This is a genomic window from Desulforadius tongensis, assembly GCF_016907915.1.
Classification (GTDB): domain Bacteria; phylum Bacillota; class Desulfotomaculia; order Desulfotomaculales; family Desulfohalotomaculaceae; genus Desulforadius; species Desulforadius tongensis.
The window spans coordinates 40,394-57,025 of the sequence record NZ_JAFBCW010000003.1; the positions used below are offsets into that span (position 1 = coordinate 40,394).

Below are 16,632 nucleotides of genomic sequence, written 5' to 3' on the forward strand. Positions count from 1 at the left end.
TAAACCTGTTAGCAGACTCTACTTTTCCTTTAGTTTGAGGAGATCGAACATTGCATTTTTCTGGTGTAAATTTAAAATCTTTTGAAAACTGTCTAAACTCCTCAGTAAACTTTTTGTTTTTACATTTACTATACTACTCATGTTATCTGTAAGTAATCTTTTTGGAACTCCTCCATAATATTTAAATGATTCAATAAGACATCTAAATACATCTTCTTTTGTCTTTGATTTACTATAAGTAAATTTATGCATTCTTGAATATCCTAACGTTGTTGTAAGAATATTAAATTTAAATATCTCTCCATTTTTTGAAATCATAGTTATGTCTTCTTTGAAATCAAACTGCAGTTGTTCTCCTGGCTTAGTTTCATATCTTGGATGAACTACAGATTTGTTTTTACTTTTTAATTTATGCTTTCTTATGTAATAATTAAAGTTTGAACGTGTTCCTATAGTCTTATCCTTTGCGTAAAAGTATTTGGAACAATCGAGGGAAAAAATCAATAGTTTGGCGATGTGTTAGTAGATTAGAGAATACAGGTTCATTTTGTGATGCATCAACCATATCTGAAGATATACTAAAAGAGAAAATCATAAAAGCAATTAATCTTGTCATTGGTGAAAAAAGTACCTTTATTGCTACACTAAAAACGAATATAGAAACTGTGCTTAATGAAAACTATGATAAGACTACAACCGATATTGATACTAAATTGGATGAGCTGCAAAACGAGCTTCTCAAGCTAGCAAACTCAAAATCGGATTATAGCGACGTTGCTGATGAAATTTACCGCTTGCGGGAACTGAAGCAAAATGTACTGGTTGAAAATGCAGAGCGTGAAGGAAAAAGGCAACGAATCGCGGAGATGACAGCCTTCTTAAATGAGCAGTCCTATGAGATGGAGGAATATGATGAGCAGTTAGTAAGGCGGCTTATTGAAAAGGTGATGGTCTTTGATGATAAGTTAATTATAGGATTTAAGTCTGGGGTCGTGATTGATATTGAAATATAATTATAAAGATATCCACCGATTATATTAACATATTAACGGTGGCTTTTTGCCCGACACTTAGCTTTGATTTGACAGAGTATAGAGAAAGAACTACAATAATACATGTACATGTTGATGCGATGTTTGGAACGAAATGCATGACTTGAATGTGATAGCAAATTACGTTTTTGAAAAGTGGAAACATGTATCTTCGTTTGCTTGTAGTCTTGGAGCATATTTTTCGCTTAACACGTATGTAGACACGAATTTTGATAAAAGGAGATTGCTGTTTGAAGAAAAACAACACCTTGGAGATTGTAAGCTAACCGGGAGGTTTGCGTAAATACAGTCTCACACAAACCTCCCAGTATTGCAGTTAACAATCATCAGGAGGAAAAATTAATGAATAAAAATGACTATATCATTCGTTTAGAAAGAGAAGAAGAATACCGTGAGGTCGAAAACCTTGTAAGAGAGGCATTTTGGAATGTATACCGTCCGGGATGCTTGGAGCATTATGTATTGAACCAGCTGCGAACTGATGTAGCTTTTGTGCCGGAACTGGACTTTGTAATGGAGAAGGACGGTAAGCTGATTGGCCAGAACATTTTTATGAGAGCGAATATTAAAGCCGATGATGGCAGGGATATTCCCATCATGACAATGGGGCCTATCTGTATAGCGCCGGAATTTAAAAGACAGGGTTACGGAAAAATACTGTTGGACTATTCTCTTGAAAAAGCAGCAGATTTTGGTGCGGGTGCAGTATGCTTGGAAGGAAATATCGACTTCTATGGAAAGAGCGGATTTACTTTTGCCAGTGAGTTTGGCATCCGTTATCATGGATTGCCTGAAGGTGAAGATGCATCATTCTTTTTATGTAAGGAATTGATATCGGGCTATCTTGATGGAATTACCGGAGAGTATGCTACACCGCAGGTATATTTTGTAGATGAAGCAGAAGCCGAGGAGTTCGATAAGGCATTCATACATAAGGAGAAATTGAAACTTCCGGGACAGCTTTTCTAAGCGAAAAACAAATTTAAAGCAAAGATAGAAACGCAACGAGTGCCATTGGCATTCCAGAGCCGGAAGGTAGCCCGGCCGTCCTGCATCTGCAGGGTAAGTAACTTGCCCCTCCGGGTTGTCCGTTCTTTGCTCATCGAAATCTTGTAAGGAGGGATTGTCATGGGCAAAGCAAGTGGCAAGCTGACAGTGTATTTTGAGAAATTGTTCTGGGTAGGCATCTTTGAACGATTCGAAGATGGTAAGCTATCCGTAGCAAAGTGACCTTTGGTGCTGAACCGAAGGATGGTGAGATTTATGAGTTTATTTTGAAACACTATTACAGTTTGCAATTCAGTCCTACTGTGGCATGTGTTGTAAAGGAAACTAAAAGAAATCCTAAGAGAGTACAGCGAGATGTGAAAAAACAATTACAGGATACTGGAATTGGCACAAAATCGCAGTAAGCTCTAAAATTAAAGCAGGAACAGAACAAGCAGGAACGTAAGGTGAAAAGTCGAGAACAGAAACTGGCTGAAGCTAAGCGTATGTTTGAACTGAAAAAGCAAAAGAAACAAGATAAGCACAGAGGACGTTAATTGCGCTTATCAAAAAGGCTCCTCATCACCGGAGAAAATCCAGTGATGAGGAGCCTTGCTTTATGGAATTGCGACGTAGAGTACCTTTTTCGTTTAAGTCATTATCTATCTACATTCACCGTTACACTAGACTTAAATTCCACAGTGAACCGGTCCTCGTAGACGGTGACCTTTTCAATCAGCTGCCGGACAAGCGGTTCGTCGTATTCGGTCAGGGCGGTGGGCTGTTCCTGCAGGAAGGTGCCCATGCCGGCGATACGCATCTTAAAAAGCCTAACAAAAACACATTAAGTGCATATAGAAAACAAGGGATTCTGCGTATTTTGCGAATTTGCAAAATACCAGAACCTCTTGTAAAACGGCTACTCTGAGGGAATTTATCCACATCAATTTAGATATAGATGACAGGCTTATGGCAGGGGATGTGACTTTGGTAAATGATATTGCCAAAGTCAATATGGATAACGGTACAGTGAAAAATTTCTATTCCTTCGCAACAAAATACTGCAGCCATCATAAGCATTTAGACTTCCTTATCTATGATAGTTATGTGGATAGGCTTCTTCGCTATTTTAGAGACGTTGATGGCTTTTATAGGTTTAGCAATGACGATTTGAAGGATTACATTAAGTTTAAAACATATTACTGGAATTCGGCAAGTTCTATAATCTTGCTCCCTATAACCTGAAAGACATAGATAAGTACCTGTGGCAGCTTGGAAAGGAAAAATTCCCTAAAAAGTATTAAGCGATTGTTAAGATGAAAGGTATGATAAATATTGGCTCAAATAGAATTTTTGATGCGGGCTGTGATAAACTTTTATAAATCTAACGACAGAAATGCTCCCGTAGTAATCAAGAGAGTAAAAGAGTACGACAGTGAAGAAATGTTCATGGCCAGATTAGAAAGAGCGATTTTTGACTCATGTGATGAAGACTGCAAGGCAACCCCATCAAGATATGCAATATGGGGAGAAGATATTCGTAGCCTTAGTATTTCTGCAAAAGAAGCAATGAAAAATGGGAATATCGAACAAGCGGAAAAATTAATAAATCAAGTTATTAATAGTATGGGCGCGTTTATAGACGCTCAATTGATACTCAGCAACTTGCCTGGAAACGTTAGCTTTGTCAAATCTAAAGATATTATTAAATCCTATATAACCAGTTTACTAGAAAACAAAGAACCATCAGATCCTGAAAAGGACTATTTAATCGACAGCATGAAGGAGATAATGAAAAGTATCGAGTGAAGCGATTGATTAATGAAAGAACCATTCGTCAAGCAAACAGAAGCCGAATCTAATTCCTAATCAAATAGAGTCTGTGCTATTTTAGGAGGTGAGCAAATGCTAAGTATTGAAGAGTATATTGCCCGTAGAAAAAAAGAGGATAGACTCAATGAATTTGATATTGAAGCACGTTCTCAAAATTTAAAAATCTGTGTGGATTACGTATTTGAGTATTTTAACAACTATTTGAATACTACTGAAGCCGAAGAAAAAACAGTGCTTCATAGTGAAAAATTAGACAAGTATCGTAAGCAACTTCAAAATTATGAGCCTGAAGTTAGAGAATGGGCGGTTGGTATTTACGATGAATATGGAAAACAGATCCACAGGTATATCGGTAATATAATGAGGGAGCATGAACTGTTTTTCCTATATAATACGGACAGCGAGTTTAGAAATATTTCATATGATTGCTATACTAAACTTATTAAGAAACTGCCATTTCTTAAGGATGAGACTGAAATGCTTTTCCTTTTTATCAAAGATTATCATCGGGTTCAAAGCCAAAAGCATTTTGAGTTTGGAGTGCCGACAATTACCGAAGAAATTAGTGATTGGATCAATAATACATGGACAAAATATCAGGTTAATCTCCTCGCATTCGCATATGATTGGATAAATAGTTTTTATGATAATGAGGAAATTTGGCCTTCGACACATAGAAAGAAGAGTCAATATACGTGGAGAAAGTATGACTATGATTATAAGCAGAAAAGTAATCTCTTTAATATTGATTCACTATACAGAAGAATGCCGAAAAAACCTTTTATAAAAGGAAGAAAGCAGGAACTTGAAATTCTGTTTATGTATTATTGGCTTCATGATATGGAAGGCGATGACGAAGGATATTGGCAGCAATATTTGGAGACTGTTTTGGCTGCTTTAAAAAAATAATAATATAGTATTTAGCAGGGGGAATTTAGGTTCATATGAAATCCGTTCTATTGGGAAATGGAATCAACATTCAATTTGGCGGTAAAGCTTATTCAAATGATTTTATTATGAAGAGGATAATATTCAATGCAAGATCTAATAGATACGATCCGCTATTTGGAGGCTTAGTTTCCGGAAAAGAAATTGAGAGAATCTTTAGAGCGTTTGTAGACATTGCGAACAAAATACTAAACGGTGATTACGATGGTATTGGAAATGTCGATGACCAAGAAGCCATCAAAGATTTTAAGAACAGATATATTGCCCCTATCCTAAAATACTATGAGATTATGCTTGAGGATTGGTTTCTATTAATAAGGTTATTCTTTATTACAAATTCAGACATTAAAGATCAGTGGCAGTCAGCTAAGCAAGGATTTGAGCGAATGATTCTTGATGCAATATATAATGAAGGGCTGCTCAATAGTGTTTATCAAAGTATGAATAAAAAGGTAAAAAAGTTTTTGAAAAGCTTCGATTATATTTTTTCTCTCAATTACGATCGTAATATAGAAGCGCTAACAGGTAGAGAGGTGTTTCATCTGCATGGAGATTATTCTTCTCTTGCTGATAGTGAAGACCCGGGTACTATCCAAGGATATATCCGCCATCAGGCAGGAGAACCGACGATTGTCATAGAGGAATTTCGTCATTGCTTTTGTAATGCGCTTCTTGACTATAGTGGTGAACTCAAATTTAAACGAGCATCAGATATTATAAAGTGTACAAACGAATTGAATCGTTGGCTTGAACTATCAAAGCTTAATGTAGATGAATTTAAAAAACAGATAGCGGCTCTGAAAGAAAAAGATAAGAATGCCTATCAGTATGTTATTACATATATTCATAACCCCACGCTTCGAATTGGTACAGATTATCATTTTGAGAAGCTGTCAAATTTAGAAGGTGAATTGCATATCATAGGACTATCTCCAAATAATGATAGCCATATATTTAAATGCATAAATGAAAGCAAATTAGATAAGGTTTGTTTTTACTATTATTCTGAAAAAGATAAAAATGTTTCTATTAATAAACCTTATAAGCTTTTAAGTGTTGAAGATTTATGGAAATCTTTAGACGCTGAAAAGAAAAAATACAATTGTTCATATCCGATACCGGATGATCCAATGATTGATAAGTTCATTGAGGTTTTTAATGCATTATCGTTTGACCTAATTCCGAAAGAGAAGATTATCGATGAAGTAAATTCCATTCCTCAATTTAGAGCGGATCAGCTTTGTGCAATGGTAAGAAAAGAACTGGAAGAACAAAAAGAACGAGGCAATCCTAAAAATGAAGACGAGTTGATGCGAGGCTTTAATGAAATCAGCCGAATCGGGTTACGTGAAGGGGTATTACCTTCAGCTCTATTTATGCTGTACACAATGAATGCTAAAAAATACAAGGATTAAAATTTTAATTTTTTTCTTTATATTATTGATATGTTCCCGTATACCTCGGATTTTCAAAAACAGCCAAAAACCCATTGATATGTTCCCGTAAACGTAAGGTGCAAAAAATCAGCCCAAGACATCAATCCAAGCGGCTCGTGCCATGTGGAAACTGTTTGCTTACTAGAAAAATCAAGGGTTTAGAGTAGTAACTACCGCGGGCACAAGGTCGTGCGGCTTCCGGTGATAACTCCAAGCCTTGTGTGGAACGGCGGCTTCTCATTGCTCCCCGGTTAACCGCCTGCGAGTTTACACCTGGCGGCAGCCTTTTGCAGCTGGGCTGGATTCACTGCAGCCTACTGCAGCCCACATGTTAGCCGGCTGCAGCAATATTCATACTGCATTAAAACCTGCATTTACCTGCTAGCCACAGGCTTCACACTGGAAAGCGGCCTGATTTGGCCGGTTGCCTGCATATATGGCAGCGCTGCGATGTATAATTAAAAGATAATTCAGCGATACAAAATTTGTATGCACCGGAGATAAGCTTATCCAATACTTCCCCTTGAAAGCTGCCATACTTTACAGGCAGCATAACCCGCTTTTGCCGGGTACTCACTGATACAAAGTAAGGAAAACAAGTTTTTGTTTTGTACAGGGTAAAAGTCCTGCTGGAAGGACTTCATTTTAGAGTTCTGTAAAGGAGTGTTTTTTTTGGATCATATTATAAGAGTTCCAATGGGAAAATCTAATTCATATTTGATTAAGGGGAATAAAGGGTATATTTTAATTGATGCGGGTACGCAAAATAAACATGAGAATATTAAATGTGCTTTAAAAAGATTCAAAGCTAATTTATCTGATATTAAACTTATCATAATTACTCATGTTCATTATGATCATGTTGGCAGCCTTTATCAAATTAAAAAAGAATCAACTGCACCGGTTTTAGTCCATACAAGTGAACAAGCTGATTTAGCTAATGGTTTTACATATTTTCCAAAGGGAACTATGGCTTTTTCAAAAGCTATCTCAAATATCTCAAATAAGTTTTTTCTCTCTAAGAAACAATTCCAACCAATTAAGGCTGACATTATAATAGATGATAGTTTTAATTTAAATACGTATGGAGTAGAAGGAGAAGTTATTCATACACCGGGCCATACGAGAGGTTCCATATGTATAATTTTAGAAGGAAAGTACTGTTTTACAGGGGATACCATGTTTAATTTATTACCTGGTTCAGTTTATCCACCTTTTGCCAATGATGAAGAATTACTTATCGAAAGCTGGAAAAAAATAAATAGTTACAATTGTCTAAAATATTATCCAGGACATGGAAAAGAATTTGATAAAGAGAAATTTAAAATTTCACTGGCAAAACGCACTTAAATTGATATTGTAGACTGGTGTTACAGCCCCGTTTAATTTAAAAAAATTAGGTATAAAAAGCGTCTGCACAATAGACAATATGCTTGAAAGGATATTAAAAAAATGAAGGAGTGTTAGTAATGGGTGCTGTAACAGATAAAACTAATAAATTTCAAGCATGTATAGATGCATGCACAAAATGTACACAAGCATGTTATGAGTGCTTTAATGAATGCCTTAATGAAGCAGATTTAAATGCAAGAAAAAATTGTGTAAGTATATTGGTTGAATGTGCCATGATGTGCCAGATGTCTGCAGCGACGATGTCAATGAGCGGTCAATTTTCCAAAGAGCATTGTGAATTGTGTGCAAAAATATGTGATAAATGTGCACAAGAATGTGAAATGTTTAAAGATGAACATTGTCAAAAGTGTGCACAAATCTGCCGTCAGTGTGCTGAAGAATGTAGAAAAATGGCTGCTATGTAATTGAAATTTTGAATTTTGAAGTGCATTTTCCACCTTTCTTCTTTTTTCATCTGGCTCTTCCCCATATGATTTATTTTTTCCAGCTCTATCATACAGGAATCGGCAGTTTGTGATAAATATTGTTCATTTGTTTTTACTTAAATCTGTTTAGTTTGTTTTACTGGTTACACTCCGTTACAGAATAACGCGAAAAGACGGCTTTATCCAGCCGTCTTTACTGTGTTAACGACTTACACCTGTCTGGTTTACTCATCGAAGTTCAATAATTATAATGAACGGTGGTGATTCTAAATTTAAGCGATTCCTAAATACTGAAAATAATTTACACTCACTTTTTAGATACATACTCATCTATTGCATCCGCTACTTTCTTAGAAAATTTTACTGCCTCAACTACAGTTTTAGCTCCAGTTACTACATCACCAGATGCAAAAACACCTTCTCTAGTAGTTCTTCCACACCGATCTGTTGTTACTAAACCGAATTTATTTATTTTTATTCCTTTAGTATGTGAAACTATATTAGCCTTTGGTCCTTGACTAGCTGCAATAATAATGGAATCTGTTTCGAATACCCCTTCGGTATTTTCTAATGTAATTAATTTTTCTTCTCCATCTTCTTTAACTTTCTTTGTTTCTAAGTATTTAACTCCCTTGTCATTTAATTCTATAGGAGTTTTGTAAAACTCAAATTTGACTCCATCTAATTTAGCATATTCTATTTCATGCTTGCTAGCCGGCATATCTTCTTCGCCTCTTCGATACATTATATAAACTTCATTAACACCTTTTCTTAAAGCAGTTCTTGCTACATCCATAGCTACATTTCCTGCACCGATTACACATGTTTTTTTACCTAAATCGTATACATCGGGATTTTTCAAATAATCTATTGCATAATGTACATGTCCTAAACTTTCACCTTTAAGTCTTAGGGGTTTTGGATTCCAAACTCCTGTGCCTATAAAAATTGCCTTATATCCATCTCTAAAGAGATCATCAATTGTAATAACAGGACCTATCAAAGTGTTCGGTCTTATTTTTACACCCATATTAACTAATTGTTCTTTCAGCCTATCTAAAATGTCCTTAGGCAGTCTAAAAGCTGGTATGCCGTACCTTAAAACTCCTCCTATTTTATCACGGAGTTCAAATATCGTAATATCATATCCTCTAGCTGCTAAGATAAATGCGATTGTAATTCCTGCAGGTCCTGATCCTATTATTGCTATTTTTTTATTTGGGTCAATATTTGGCTTCATATTCATTTTATTTAAATAATAATCTGATATATAGCGCTCAATAGAGCTCCATTGAATAGGATTTCCCTTATTTGAAAGTACACAACTACCTTCACAAAACTTTTCATGGGGACAAACTAAGGAACAAATAGATGAAAGAGGGTTATTAAAAAACAGCTTTTCTCCTGCTTCACAAATCTTACCATTTAAAAATAGATTAATTACTTCGTTTATAGGAGTATTAACAGGGCATCCCTTGCTGCATTTAGGATTTTTACACTGTAAGCATCTGTTAGCTTCTGCTATAATATATTGAGCCATAAAATCACATCCTGAGTAAATATTCATTAGATTATATAGTATTATTTTAAGAAAGACTAAGAACTCATCAGAATTCTTAGCCTTTCTTTATAAGCTATTATTATAAAGTTAAAAGTCTACTTTTTTACCGTAATAAACACAAACAAATAGTTTTTTCATTTCTTCTACTGATATTTCTCTTGGATTTGTACCTGTACATGGATCTGATACTGCAGTTGTAGCGATTTCTTCAAGCTTATCGTTAAAGTCTTGTTCACTTACTCCGAATTCTCTTAATGTAAGTGGAATATTCATTTTCCTATTAAAGTCTCTTATCATTTCTATTAATGAACTTACTAATTCATCTTCACTGTTTCCTGCTAGCCCTAATCTTCTTGCTATATCAGCATAAATTTTACCAGCAGCTTTCTTGTTAAATTGAATTACATATGGTAAATATATTGCATTTGCACATCCATGAGGAATATTAAATATTTTTCCTGTTTTATGTGCCATACTATGCACTATTCCTAAAATTGCATTTGAAAATGACATTCCTGCAAGACATTGTGCTAAGTGCATTTCATTTCTTGCATTTTTATTTCCTTCAAATGATTTTACTAGATTTTCTTTCATCATTTCGATGGATTTTATTGCTAGTGCATCTGTAAATACTGTTCTTGCTTTTGAAACATATGCTTCAAAAGCGTGAGTTAATGCATCCATTCCTGTGTGTGCTACTAATGTTGGTGACATTGTCTGTACTAAATCAGTATCTACTATTGCTATATCTGGTGTTATATTATAATCAGCTATTGGATATTTTACTCCAGTTTTATTATCTGTTATAACTGAAAAAGATGTAACTTCTGTACCAGTTCCACTAGTTGTTGGTATTGCTACAAATCTCGCTTTTGTTCTTAACGTTGGTAATGAAAATGGTTTTGTAGCTTCTTCGAATGTAAATTCTGGGTATTCATAGAATATCCACATAGCTTTTGCTGCATCTATTGGTGAACCTCCACCTACTCCAACTATCCAATCTGGTTCAAATTCCTTCATTACTTTTACGCCATTCATTACTGTATCAACTGATGGATCAGATTCTACACCTTCTATAAGTTTTGTTTCCATCCCAGCTTCTTTTAAATAACCTTCAATTTTATCTAACGCTCCACTTCTCTTTATTGAACCGCCACCAATTACTATAACAGCCCTTTTACCATTTAAATTCTTTAATTCTCCTATTGCACCTTCTCCAAAATACACATCTCTTGGTATTGTAAATCTTGCCATTTTAATTCCTCCTCATTTTTGATATAATTTCTCTAGATTTTTTTAATTTATTTTTTTTTGCTTGTGTCTTAGATTATATACACATAGTAAATTTATATGAAGAAGGCACTTTTTCGTAAGGTAGTTACAAAAAAGAAACTAATTAAAAGGTTTTAATTTGGAAAAAATATTAATTTATAATAGGAGTTTTCTCTTGTGTTACATTAGATAAATTTCTTAAAAGTTTTAAAATTTCCTAAAGGGAGGGAGGATAATAATATATGCCTAAAGATAGAACTAATAAAGTGAGTTGTAGTAATTATAGATGTGAAATAGAAATTACTTTAGAATTAATAAGTGGGAAATGGAAAGCCATTATATTATGGAATTTAGGTAATCATGAAATTATAAGATTTAATGAATTTAGAAGAATCATTCCTGAGATTACACAAAAAATGCTAACACAACAATTAAGAAGTTTAGAAGAAGATGGATTGATAAATAGAAAAGTTTATAACCAAATTCCTCCAATGGTAGAATATTCTTTATCAGAAGAAGGAAAAAAATTAATGCCTATATTAGAGCAAATGGATAAATGGGGAAAAAATTATGTAGATAATTATAAAAAAACTAAGCAGTATTAGCTTAGTTTTAGACTGTCGACAAAGTTGACAGTCATTTTTGATGCCGATTTTCTTTTATTTCTTATAAAAAGTTAATAGATTTTATAGAAAAGAGTGGATATAAAATTATAGGAGATGCTTATGAAAGTGAACTGATAGGGTATTTTTCAGTTCAATTGCAAAATGTACAGCGAAATTTATTAGGATGTTAATGCTGCCAAAATTCATAAAGCGTTCAGACATTAATCTAAAACCTCGCAGTATAAGCAGAATAATTTCTGTTTAGCTGCGGGGTTTTACTTTTCATAAAAGAATTTTTAAATCTTTATAAAATCTTTAAAATTAAGCTTTAAATTATAATTGACAGATAAAATTAGAGATTTCAGGAGGCTTAGTTATGAAAGAGAAAAAGATCGAAGTTATAAATGTAACAAAGAAAATTGGCAGAAAAACTATATTAGAAAGCATTTCATTTACAGTATCGAAAGGAGAAATAAGTGCTTTAATAGGACCAAATGGTGCAGGAAAAACAACATTGATAAGAATGCTGACGGGATTAATTGATTTAACTGGCGGGGAAATATTTATATGCGGAAACAGCATAGTTAAGGATAGAAAAAATGCTTTAAAAAATTTAGGAGCAATTGTAGAAGCTCCAATATTTTTTCCTTACATGACAGGAAGAAAAGTACTTCGGAATTTAGCTCGTCTGCATAATGATATTCCTAGAAAGGAACAGCTTCGCAAAGTGGAAGAAGTATTAGAATTGGTAGAATTAAGGGACAGAGGAGACGATAAGGTGAAAACCTACTCATTGGGGATGAAACAGAGGTTGGGCATAGCTCAAGCACTGCTTGGGAACCCAGAGATTATAATATTGGATGAGCCTTCAAATGGTCTTGATCCTTTAGGAATGAAGCAGTTAAGAGAGTTGATTAAAAAACTTAGGGATGAGAAAGGGGTAACTTTCCTTATATCAAGTCATTTACTTGATGAATTACAGTTGTTTTGCGATAAGTTTATCATAATCAATAACGGAAAAGTTATATGGGAAGGAACAAAGGATGAACTTATTACTTTAACCAGCGGCGGGAATAGAATAGAGGATGCATTTATAGAACTTATCAAGGATTAAGCAAGGTGAAATAGAGTGGCAGAACTTATTAAGAGCGAATGGGAAAGACTGTGGTTGAAGAAAAGTACGTGGCTTTGTTTTTCAGCAATTCCTTTTATGGTATATGCAGCAATATCGTATTATACCAAAAAGAATATGGTAATTTCACAAACGAGTCCAGAATATACTAATTTTTTGAATTTTCCTGTGGCTGCACTTCAAGAACAGCTTATAAGCGCTGTAAATGTTTTTCTGATATTGTTTGTTGTGTTATCTATAACTGAGGAATATAGAAGTGGTCAGCTGAGAATGGTTATGATACGAAGATATAATATTCGTGAGATACTGTCTGCAAAGTATATAGTCATACTTACAGCAATGTTTTTGTTTCTATTATGCTATTTTATTTTCAGTTTTATAGAAGGTTATATTTTTTTGCCTAAAAATAACACGACAAGGTTTTTCTTTAGAGAGGATATATTTCTTGCAAAGGATGCAGTCATATATTGTTTAAAGTACTATCTTTTAGCTTTTGCAACCATGATAGCTGTAGCCAGTATGTGTATTTTTGTATCTTTGATAAGCAGGAGTACTACAGTTGCAGTGGGAGCTAATATTGCTATTGTATTGTTTTTAGCTATGGGTACAGAAATAGTTAAGATTTTTGCCCAGATTTTAGGATGTGCACCGCCGGCAAAGATTATGTTTTCGTCTATAATTCATATTCAATATAAGGGCATATATTTCTTATTATCAGGCAGCAAATTAAATTTGTGGATTATGTTTATTATTTTAGTGTATACAGCGGTATTTTCTATGTTTTCATATTTATATTTAAGAAGAAAAGATTCATTTATGTAAAATGGGGGTATTTATCATGAAAGCGTTGATTTTAAGTGAGTTGGAAAGAATATGGGGCAGAAAGAGAACTGGTATTTTATTCATATTAAATATAGTATTTATATTTATAATATGTGCGTTTATTAATTTTTATAAAGTAGGGTTTTATGGGACAGATGCTTATATTAAATTAAATTCCTTGAATTTTTCACCTTTTGTACTTAGAGAAGGACATATAATTCTTGCATGTATAATTTGTCCTATTATTTTTATTGACTGTTTGAATTATGAAAAAACGTCAGGTGGATTTAGACTTTATATGATTAGAGCTTATGACAAATTTGAGTATATCGTTTCTAAGTGGACTGCACTTAGTATAACACTTTTTATATTTGTGCTAAGTATTTTCATTGTAAGTACCGTATTTGGATTTACTTTAATGCCGCAAACTGAATATACAGAGCTTATTAATGTTCAAGGTAAACATGGACTAATTTCAGCACTGATTTATAATATAAAATTCTATATGATTGAATATATGATTTTACTTTGTATTCTCGGAATAGCAAGTTTAGTGAGTGTTTTAGCACCAAATGCAGTTTTAGCTGTTATTGCGACAATTGCAGTAATAGTTGGTTCTATTTATGTGTGGGATGGATTTTCATTTTTGTTGTTTAGTACAGATGAGATTTTTAAAGTATTAGGTGGAATTAATACAGCCCAATTTTTCATAAATTCAGCCGGAATAATTCTGATAACAGCATTATCTAGTGAGATTATATGGAATAAAAAAGGATACTACTTTTAGTGAAAATTATGATAAAATGATAAAACATGATATGTTTTATAATACAGCAGTTAAATTAAGTATCATGAGTATTGTTTTAATGCTCATGATATTCTTTTATTTATAATGGTTAATTTTTAGGAGGAATATTTAATGAAGGAAAAAATTTTAATTGTTGATGATGAAGAAGATATTGTTTTCTTTATCAAGGATTTTTTAAAAGAGAATTATGAAATTCTTTGTGCTTATAATGGTAAGGAAGCAATTGAAAAGGCTAAATGTAATCCTGATTTAATATTGCTCGATGTTATGATGCCAAACTTAAATGGATATGAAGTATGCGGCAGTATAAGAGATATAGTGAGCTGTCCAATAATATTTTTGACAGCTAAATGTGAGGAGCAGGATATAATCAAAGGACTTACTATTGGAGGAGATGATTATATTACTAAGCCATTTAGTCTTAGACAGTTAAAAGCAAGAATAGAGGCTCATCTGAGAAGAGAAAAACGGAGTTATAATAATAAACGATCAAGTTTGTATTTTGGTGATTTATCTATAGATTTAAAAGGCAAAAAGGTATATTTTAAAAATGAGATAATACACATGACGAAAAAAGAATATAAGATAGTTGAGCTTTTGGCAATTAACTGCGGACAAGTATTTTCGAAGGAACAGATTTATGAAAAAATATGGGGCTATGATGCTGAAGGTGATGCAGCAGCGGTAGCTGAACATGTAAAAAAAATAAGACGGAAAATCAGCGAATATGATTCTAAAAGAGATTACATTAAAACAGTATGGGGAGTAGGGTATAGATGGGAAAAATAGCTCATGTAGATGATGCATCTTTAAAGAAACAATTAATTATTTATATATTAGCGGTAATAATTTTAAGTTTTATTTGTACAGCTATATTGGTTACAATTAATTTAGTTCTTTTGTCAAGAGGAATTGTACTTAGAGCTGATTACTATGAGTCTAAAGTGCCGTTTATTGAAAAATATTTAGAGGAAGCCGGTGATAAAATACTGGATAAAGGTTTCAAAACTGAACTTGAAAAAGTAATACCGGTACAAGGTATGGAGTATCAAGTTTTAAATTCTCGAGGAGAAATGATATATGGAAATTACAAAAATAATATTGTTGATTTGCCGTTTAAAGATATAAGTAAAAGAGATAAATCGGTTGAGGGATATTTTGATGGAGAAGTTGTTGAGTATATACCTATATCGAAAAATGGAATTGATATAGGGATGGTTATACTGAGATATTATATTAAGCCATCGGCTAAAAATCCGAAATATAATTTTTTGGTTCAATATTTGGAATATGTCGTGGTTGTATCACCATTTGTATTTATAACATTATTTACAACTATTTTTGTTTCAAGGTTTAATAGAAAATTGAGTGGGCCTTTGAATGAACTTTTGGAAGGGGCTAATAAGATAAAGAATAGGGATTTGGAATTTGAAATCAGCTATAAAAGTAATAATGAACTTGGAAAATTGTGTTCTGCCTTTGAAAATATGAGAAGTGAGCTTAAAGTAACCCTTGAAAATCAGTGGAAGCTGGAACAGGATAGACGAGATATGCTTGGAGCAATTGCACACGATTTGAGAACGCCATTAACTATAATAAAAGGATATATAGAAGGTATTTTATATTCTGATAAATTTGATGAGGATAAAATTATGCGATATTTAAATCTTATGGATAAAAATGTGGATAGAATCATAAAACTTATAGAAAAAATAGATGAAGTAGTAAAGCTGGAGCAGCAAGAATTCAAGTTAGAAATTAAGAAGTATGATATAGTAGAGTTTTTAAATGAGAAATCAAGTGATTTTGATAGAATTTGTAATCTTAGAAAAGTAGATTTCATAATGAAAAAAGATAAAAAAATAAGTGATGAATTTGTAATTTCCACAGATATAAATGCGTTAAGTCAAATTTTAGATAATATAATCTCTAATAGTTTAAGGTATACTCAAATCAATGGCAAAATAATATTAAAGGTTAATATAGAGCAAAATATGCTGAGTTTTTTAATAGATGATACAGGGTGCGGGTTTAGCAGCAGAGATATTAAGAATGTATTTAAAAGATTTTATCAGGGTGATGAATCTAGGTCGAAGGAAAAAGGACATTATGGATTAGGATTATATATTGTAAAAACTCTTGTAGAAAAATTAGGCGGCAGCATTACAGCAGGAAATAATGAGATGGGTGGGGCTAGAATTAAGTTTAATATTCCTATTTAAGTAAAATAATAAAGCCGAGGTCTATAAGGTTAACCGCTATTCAACGGAATTACCCATTTACACAAAATAATTTACACTCCCATTCAAAAGTTTCAATTCCTCATAGGTAGGCTAGA

General features: G+C 33.2%; 16 protein-coding genes and 1 pseudogene. 14 read left to right on the forward strand and 3 right to left on the reverse strand.

Annotation, left to right across the window (positions count from 1 at the left end):
- Nucleotides 1-18: 18 nt before the first annotated feature.
- Nucleotides 19-504 carry a DDE-type integrase/transposase/recombinase gene (locus JOC37_RS13425; RefSeq protein ID WP_204615261.1) on the reverse strand — a complete coding sequence of 162 codons (486 nt, stop codon included), beginning with the start codon at nt 502-504 and terminating at the stop codon, nt 19-21.
- Here JOC37_RS13425 and JOC37_RS01835 point away from each other — a divergent pair.
- The 8 genes and pseudogenes from JOC37_RS01835 to JOC37_RS01870 all read left to right on the forward strand — a co-directional run bounded on the left by JOC37_RS01835 (nt 465) and on the right by JOC37_RS01870 (nt 8,073).
- Entirely contained in the window at nt 465-1,013 is a 549-nt protein-coding gene (locus JOC37_RS01835; RefSeq protein ID WP_204615263.1) for a hypothetical protein, read from the forward strand. The genes JOC37_RS13425 and JOC37_RS01835 overlap by 40 nt on opposite strands.
- Nucleotides 1,014-1,394: 381 nt before the next feature.
- On the forward strand, nt 1,395-2,021 hold the full coding sequence (locus JOC37_RS01840) for a GNAT family N-acetyltransferase (protein WP_204615264.1): 627 nt from the start codon (nt 1,395-1,397) through the stop codon (nt 2,019-2,021).
- A gap of 159 nt (nt 2,022-2,180) precedes the next feature.
- Nucleotides 2,181-2,596: pseudogene (locus JOC37_RS01845) on the forward strand (YjdF family protein).
- A gap of 778 nt (nt 2,597-3,374) precedes the next feature.
- Nucleotides 3,375-3,848 (forward strand): hypothetical protein, encoded by a 474-nt coding sequence (locus JOC37_RS01850; RefSeq protein WP_238480697.1) that lies wholly within the window; start codon nt 3,375-3,377, stop codon nt 3,846-3,848.
- A gap of 96 nt (nt 3,849-3,944) precedes the next feature.
- Nucleotides 3,945-4,781, forward strand: coding sequence for a hypothetical protein (locus tag JOC37_RS01855; RefSeq protein WP_204615266.1), 837 nt, complete (start codon nt 3,945-3,947; stop codon nt 4,779-4,781).
- A 35-nt stretch (nt 4,782-4,816) separates the two neighbouring features.
- Nucleotides 4,817-6,235 (forward strand): hypothetical protein, encoded by a 1,419-nt coding sequence (locus JOC37_RS01860; RefSeq protein ID WP_204615268.1) that lies wholly within the window; start codon nt 4,817-4,819, stop codon nt 6,233-6,235.
- Nucleotides 6,236-6,928: 693 nt separating this feature from the next.
- A complete protein-coding gene (locus tag JOC37_RS01865; RefSeq protein ID WP_204615270.1) occupies nt 6,929-7,606 on the forward strand; it encodes an MBL fold metallo-hydrolase in 678 nt (225 codons plus the stop codon).
- Between the two features lie 119 nt (nt 7,607-7,725).
- Entirely contained in the window at nt 7,726-8,073 is a 348-nt protein-coding gene (locus JOC37_RS01870; protein WP_204615272.1) for a four-helix bundle copper-binding protein, read from the forward strand.
- A 328-nt stretch (nt 8,074-8,401) separates the two neighbouring features.
- On the opposite strand, the gene JOC37_RS01875 is transcribed toward JOC37_RS01870, so the two are convergent.
- On the reverse strand, nt 8,402-9,634 hold the full coding sequence (locus JOC37_RS01875; RefSeq protein WP_204615274.1) for an NAD(P)-dependent oxidoreductase: 1,233 nt from the start codon (nt 9,632-9,634) through the stop codon (nt 8,402-8,404).
- A gap of 108 nt (nt 9,635-9,742) precedes the next feature.
- Entirely contained in the window at nt 9,743-10,909 is a 1,167-nt protein-coding gene (locus JOC37_RS01880; protein WP_204615276.1) for an iron-containing alcohol dehydrogenase, read from the reverse strand.
- 260 nt (nt 10,910-11,169) lie between these two features.
- On the opposite strand from JOC37_RS01880, the gene JOC37_RS01885 reads away from it, so the two are divergent.
- The 6 genes from JOC37_RS01885 (at nt 11,170) to JOC37_RS01910 (ending at nt 16,516) form a co-directional block, all read left to right on the forward strand.
- Nucleotides 11,170-11,532, forward strand: a complete 363-nt coding sequence (locus JOC37_RS01885) for a winged helix-turn-helix transcriptional regulator (protein ID WP_204615278.1) — start codon at nt 11,170-11,172, stop codon at nt 11,530-11,532.
- A gap of 376 nt (nt 11,533-11,908) precedes the next feature.
- The gene (locus JOC37_RS01890; protein ID WP_204615286.1) at nt 11,909-12,646 is read left to right on the forward strand and encodes an ABC transporter ATP-binding protein; all 738 of its coding nucleotides are present in this window, start codon (nt 11,909-11,911) and stop codon (nt 12,644-12,646) included.
- 15 nt (nt 12,647-12,661) lie between these two features.
- Nucleotides 12,662-13,486 (forward strand): ABC transporter permease subunit, encoded by an 825-nt coding sequence (locus JOC37_RS01895; protein WP_204615288.1) that lies wholly within the window; start codon nt 12,662-12,664, stop codon nt 13,484-13,486.
- 16 nt (nt 13,487-13,502) lie between these two features.
- Complete coding sequence (locus JOC37_RS01900) at nt 13,503-14,273, forward strand: hypothetical protein (protein ID WP_204615289.1); 771 nt, start codon at nt 13,503-13,505, stop codon at nt 14,271-14,273.
- Nucleotides 14,274-14,405: 132 nt separating this feature from the next.
- Complete coding sequence (locus JOC37_RS01905) at nt 14,406-15,083, forward strand: response regulator transcription factor (protein WP_204615291.1); 678 nt, start codon at nt 14,406-14,408, stop codon at nt 15,081-15,083.
- On the forward strand, nt 15,071-16,516 hold the full coding sequence (locus JOC37_RS01910; protein ID WP_204615293.1) for a HAMP domain-containing sensor histidine kinase: 1,446 nt from the start codon (nt 15,071-15,073) through the stop codon (nt 16,514-16,516). Before JOC37_RS01905 ends, JOC37_RS01910 begins: the two co-directional genes overlap by 13 nt.
- The last annotated feature ends 116 nt before the right edge of the window (nt 16,517-16,632 follow it).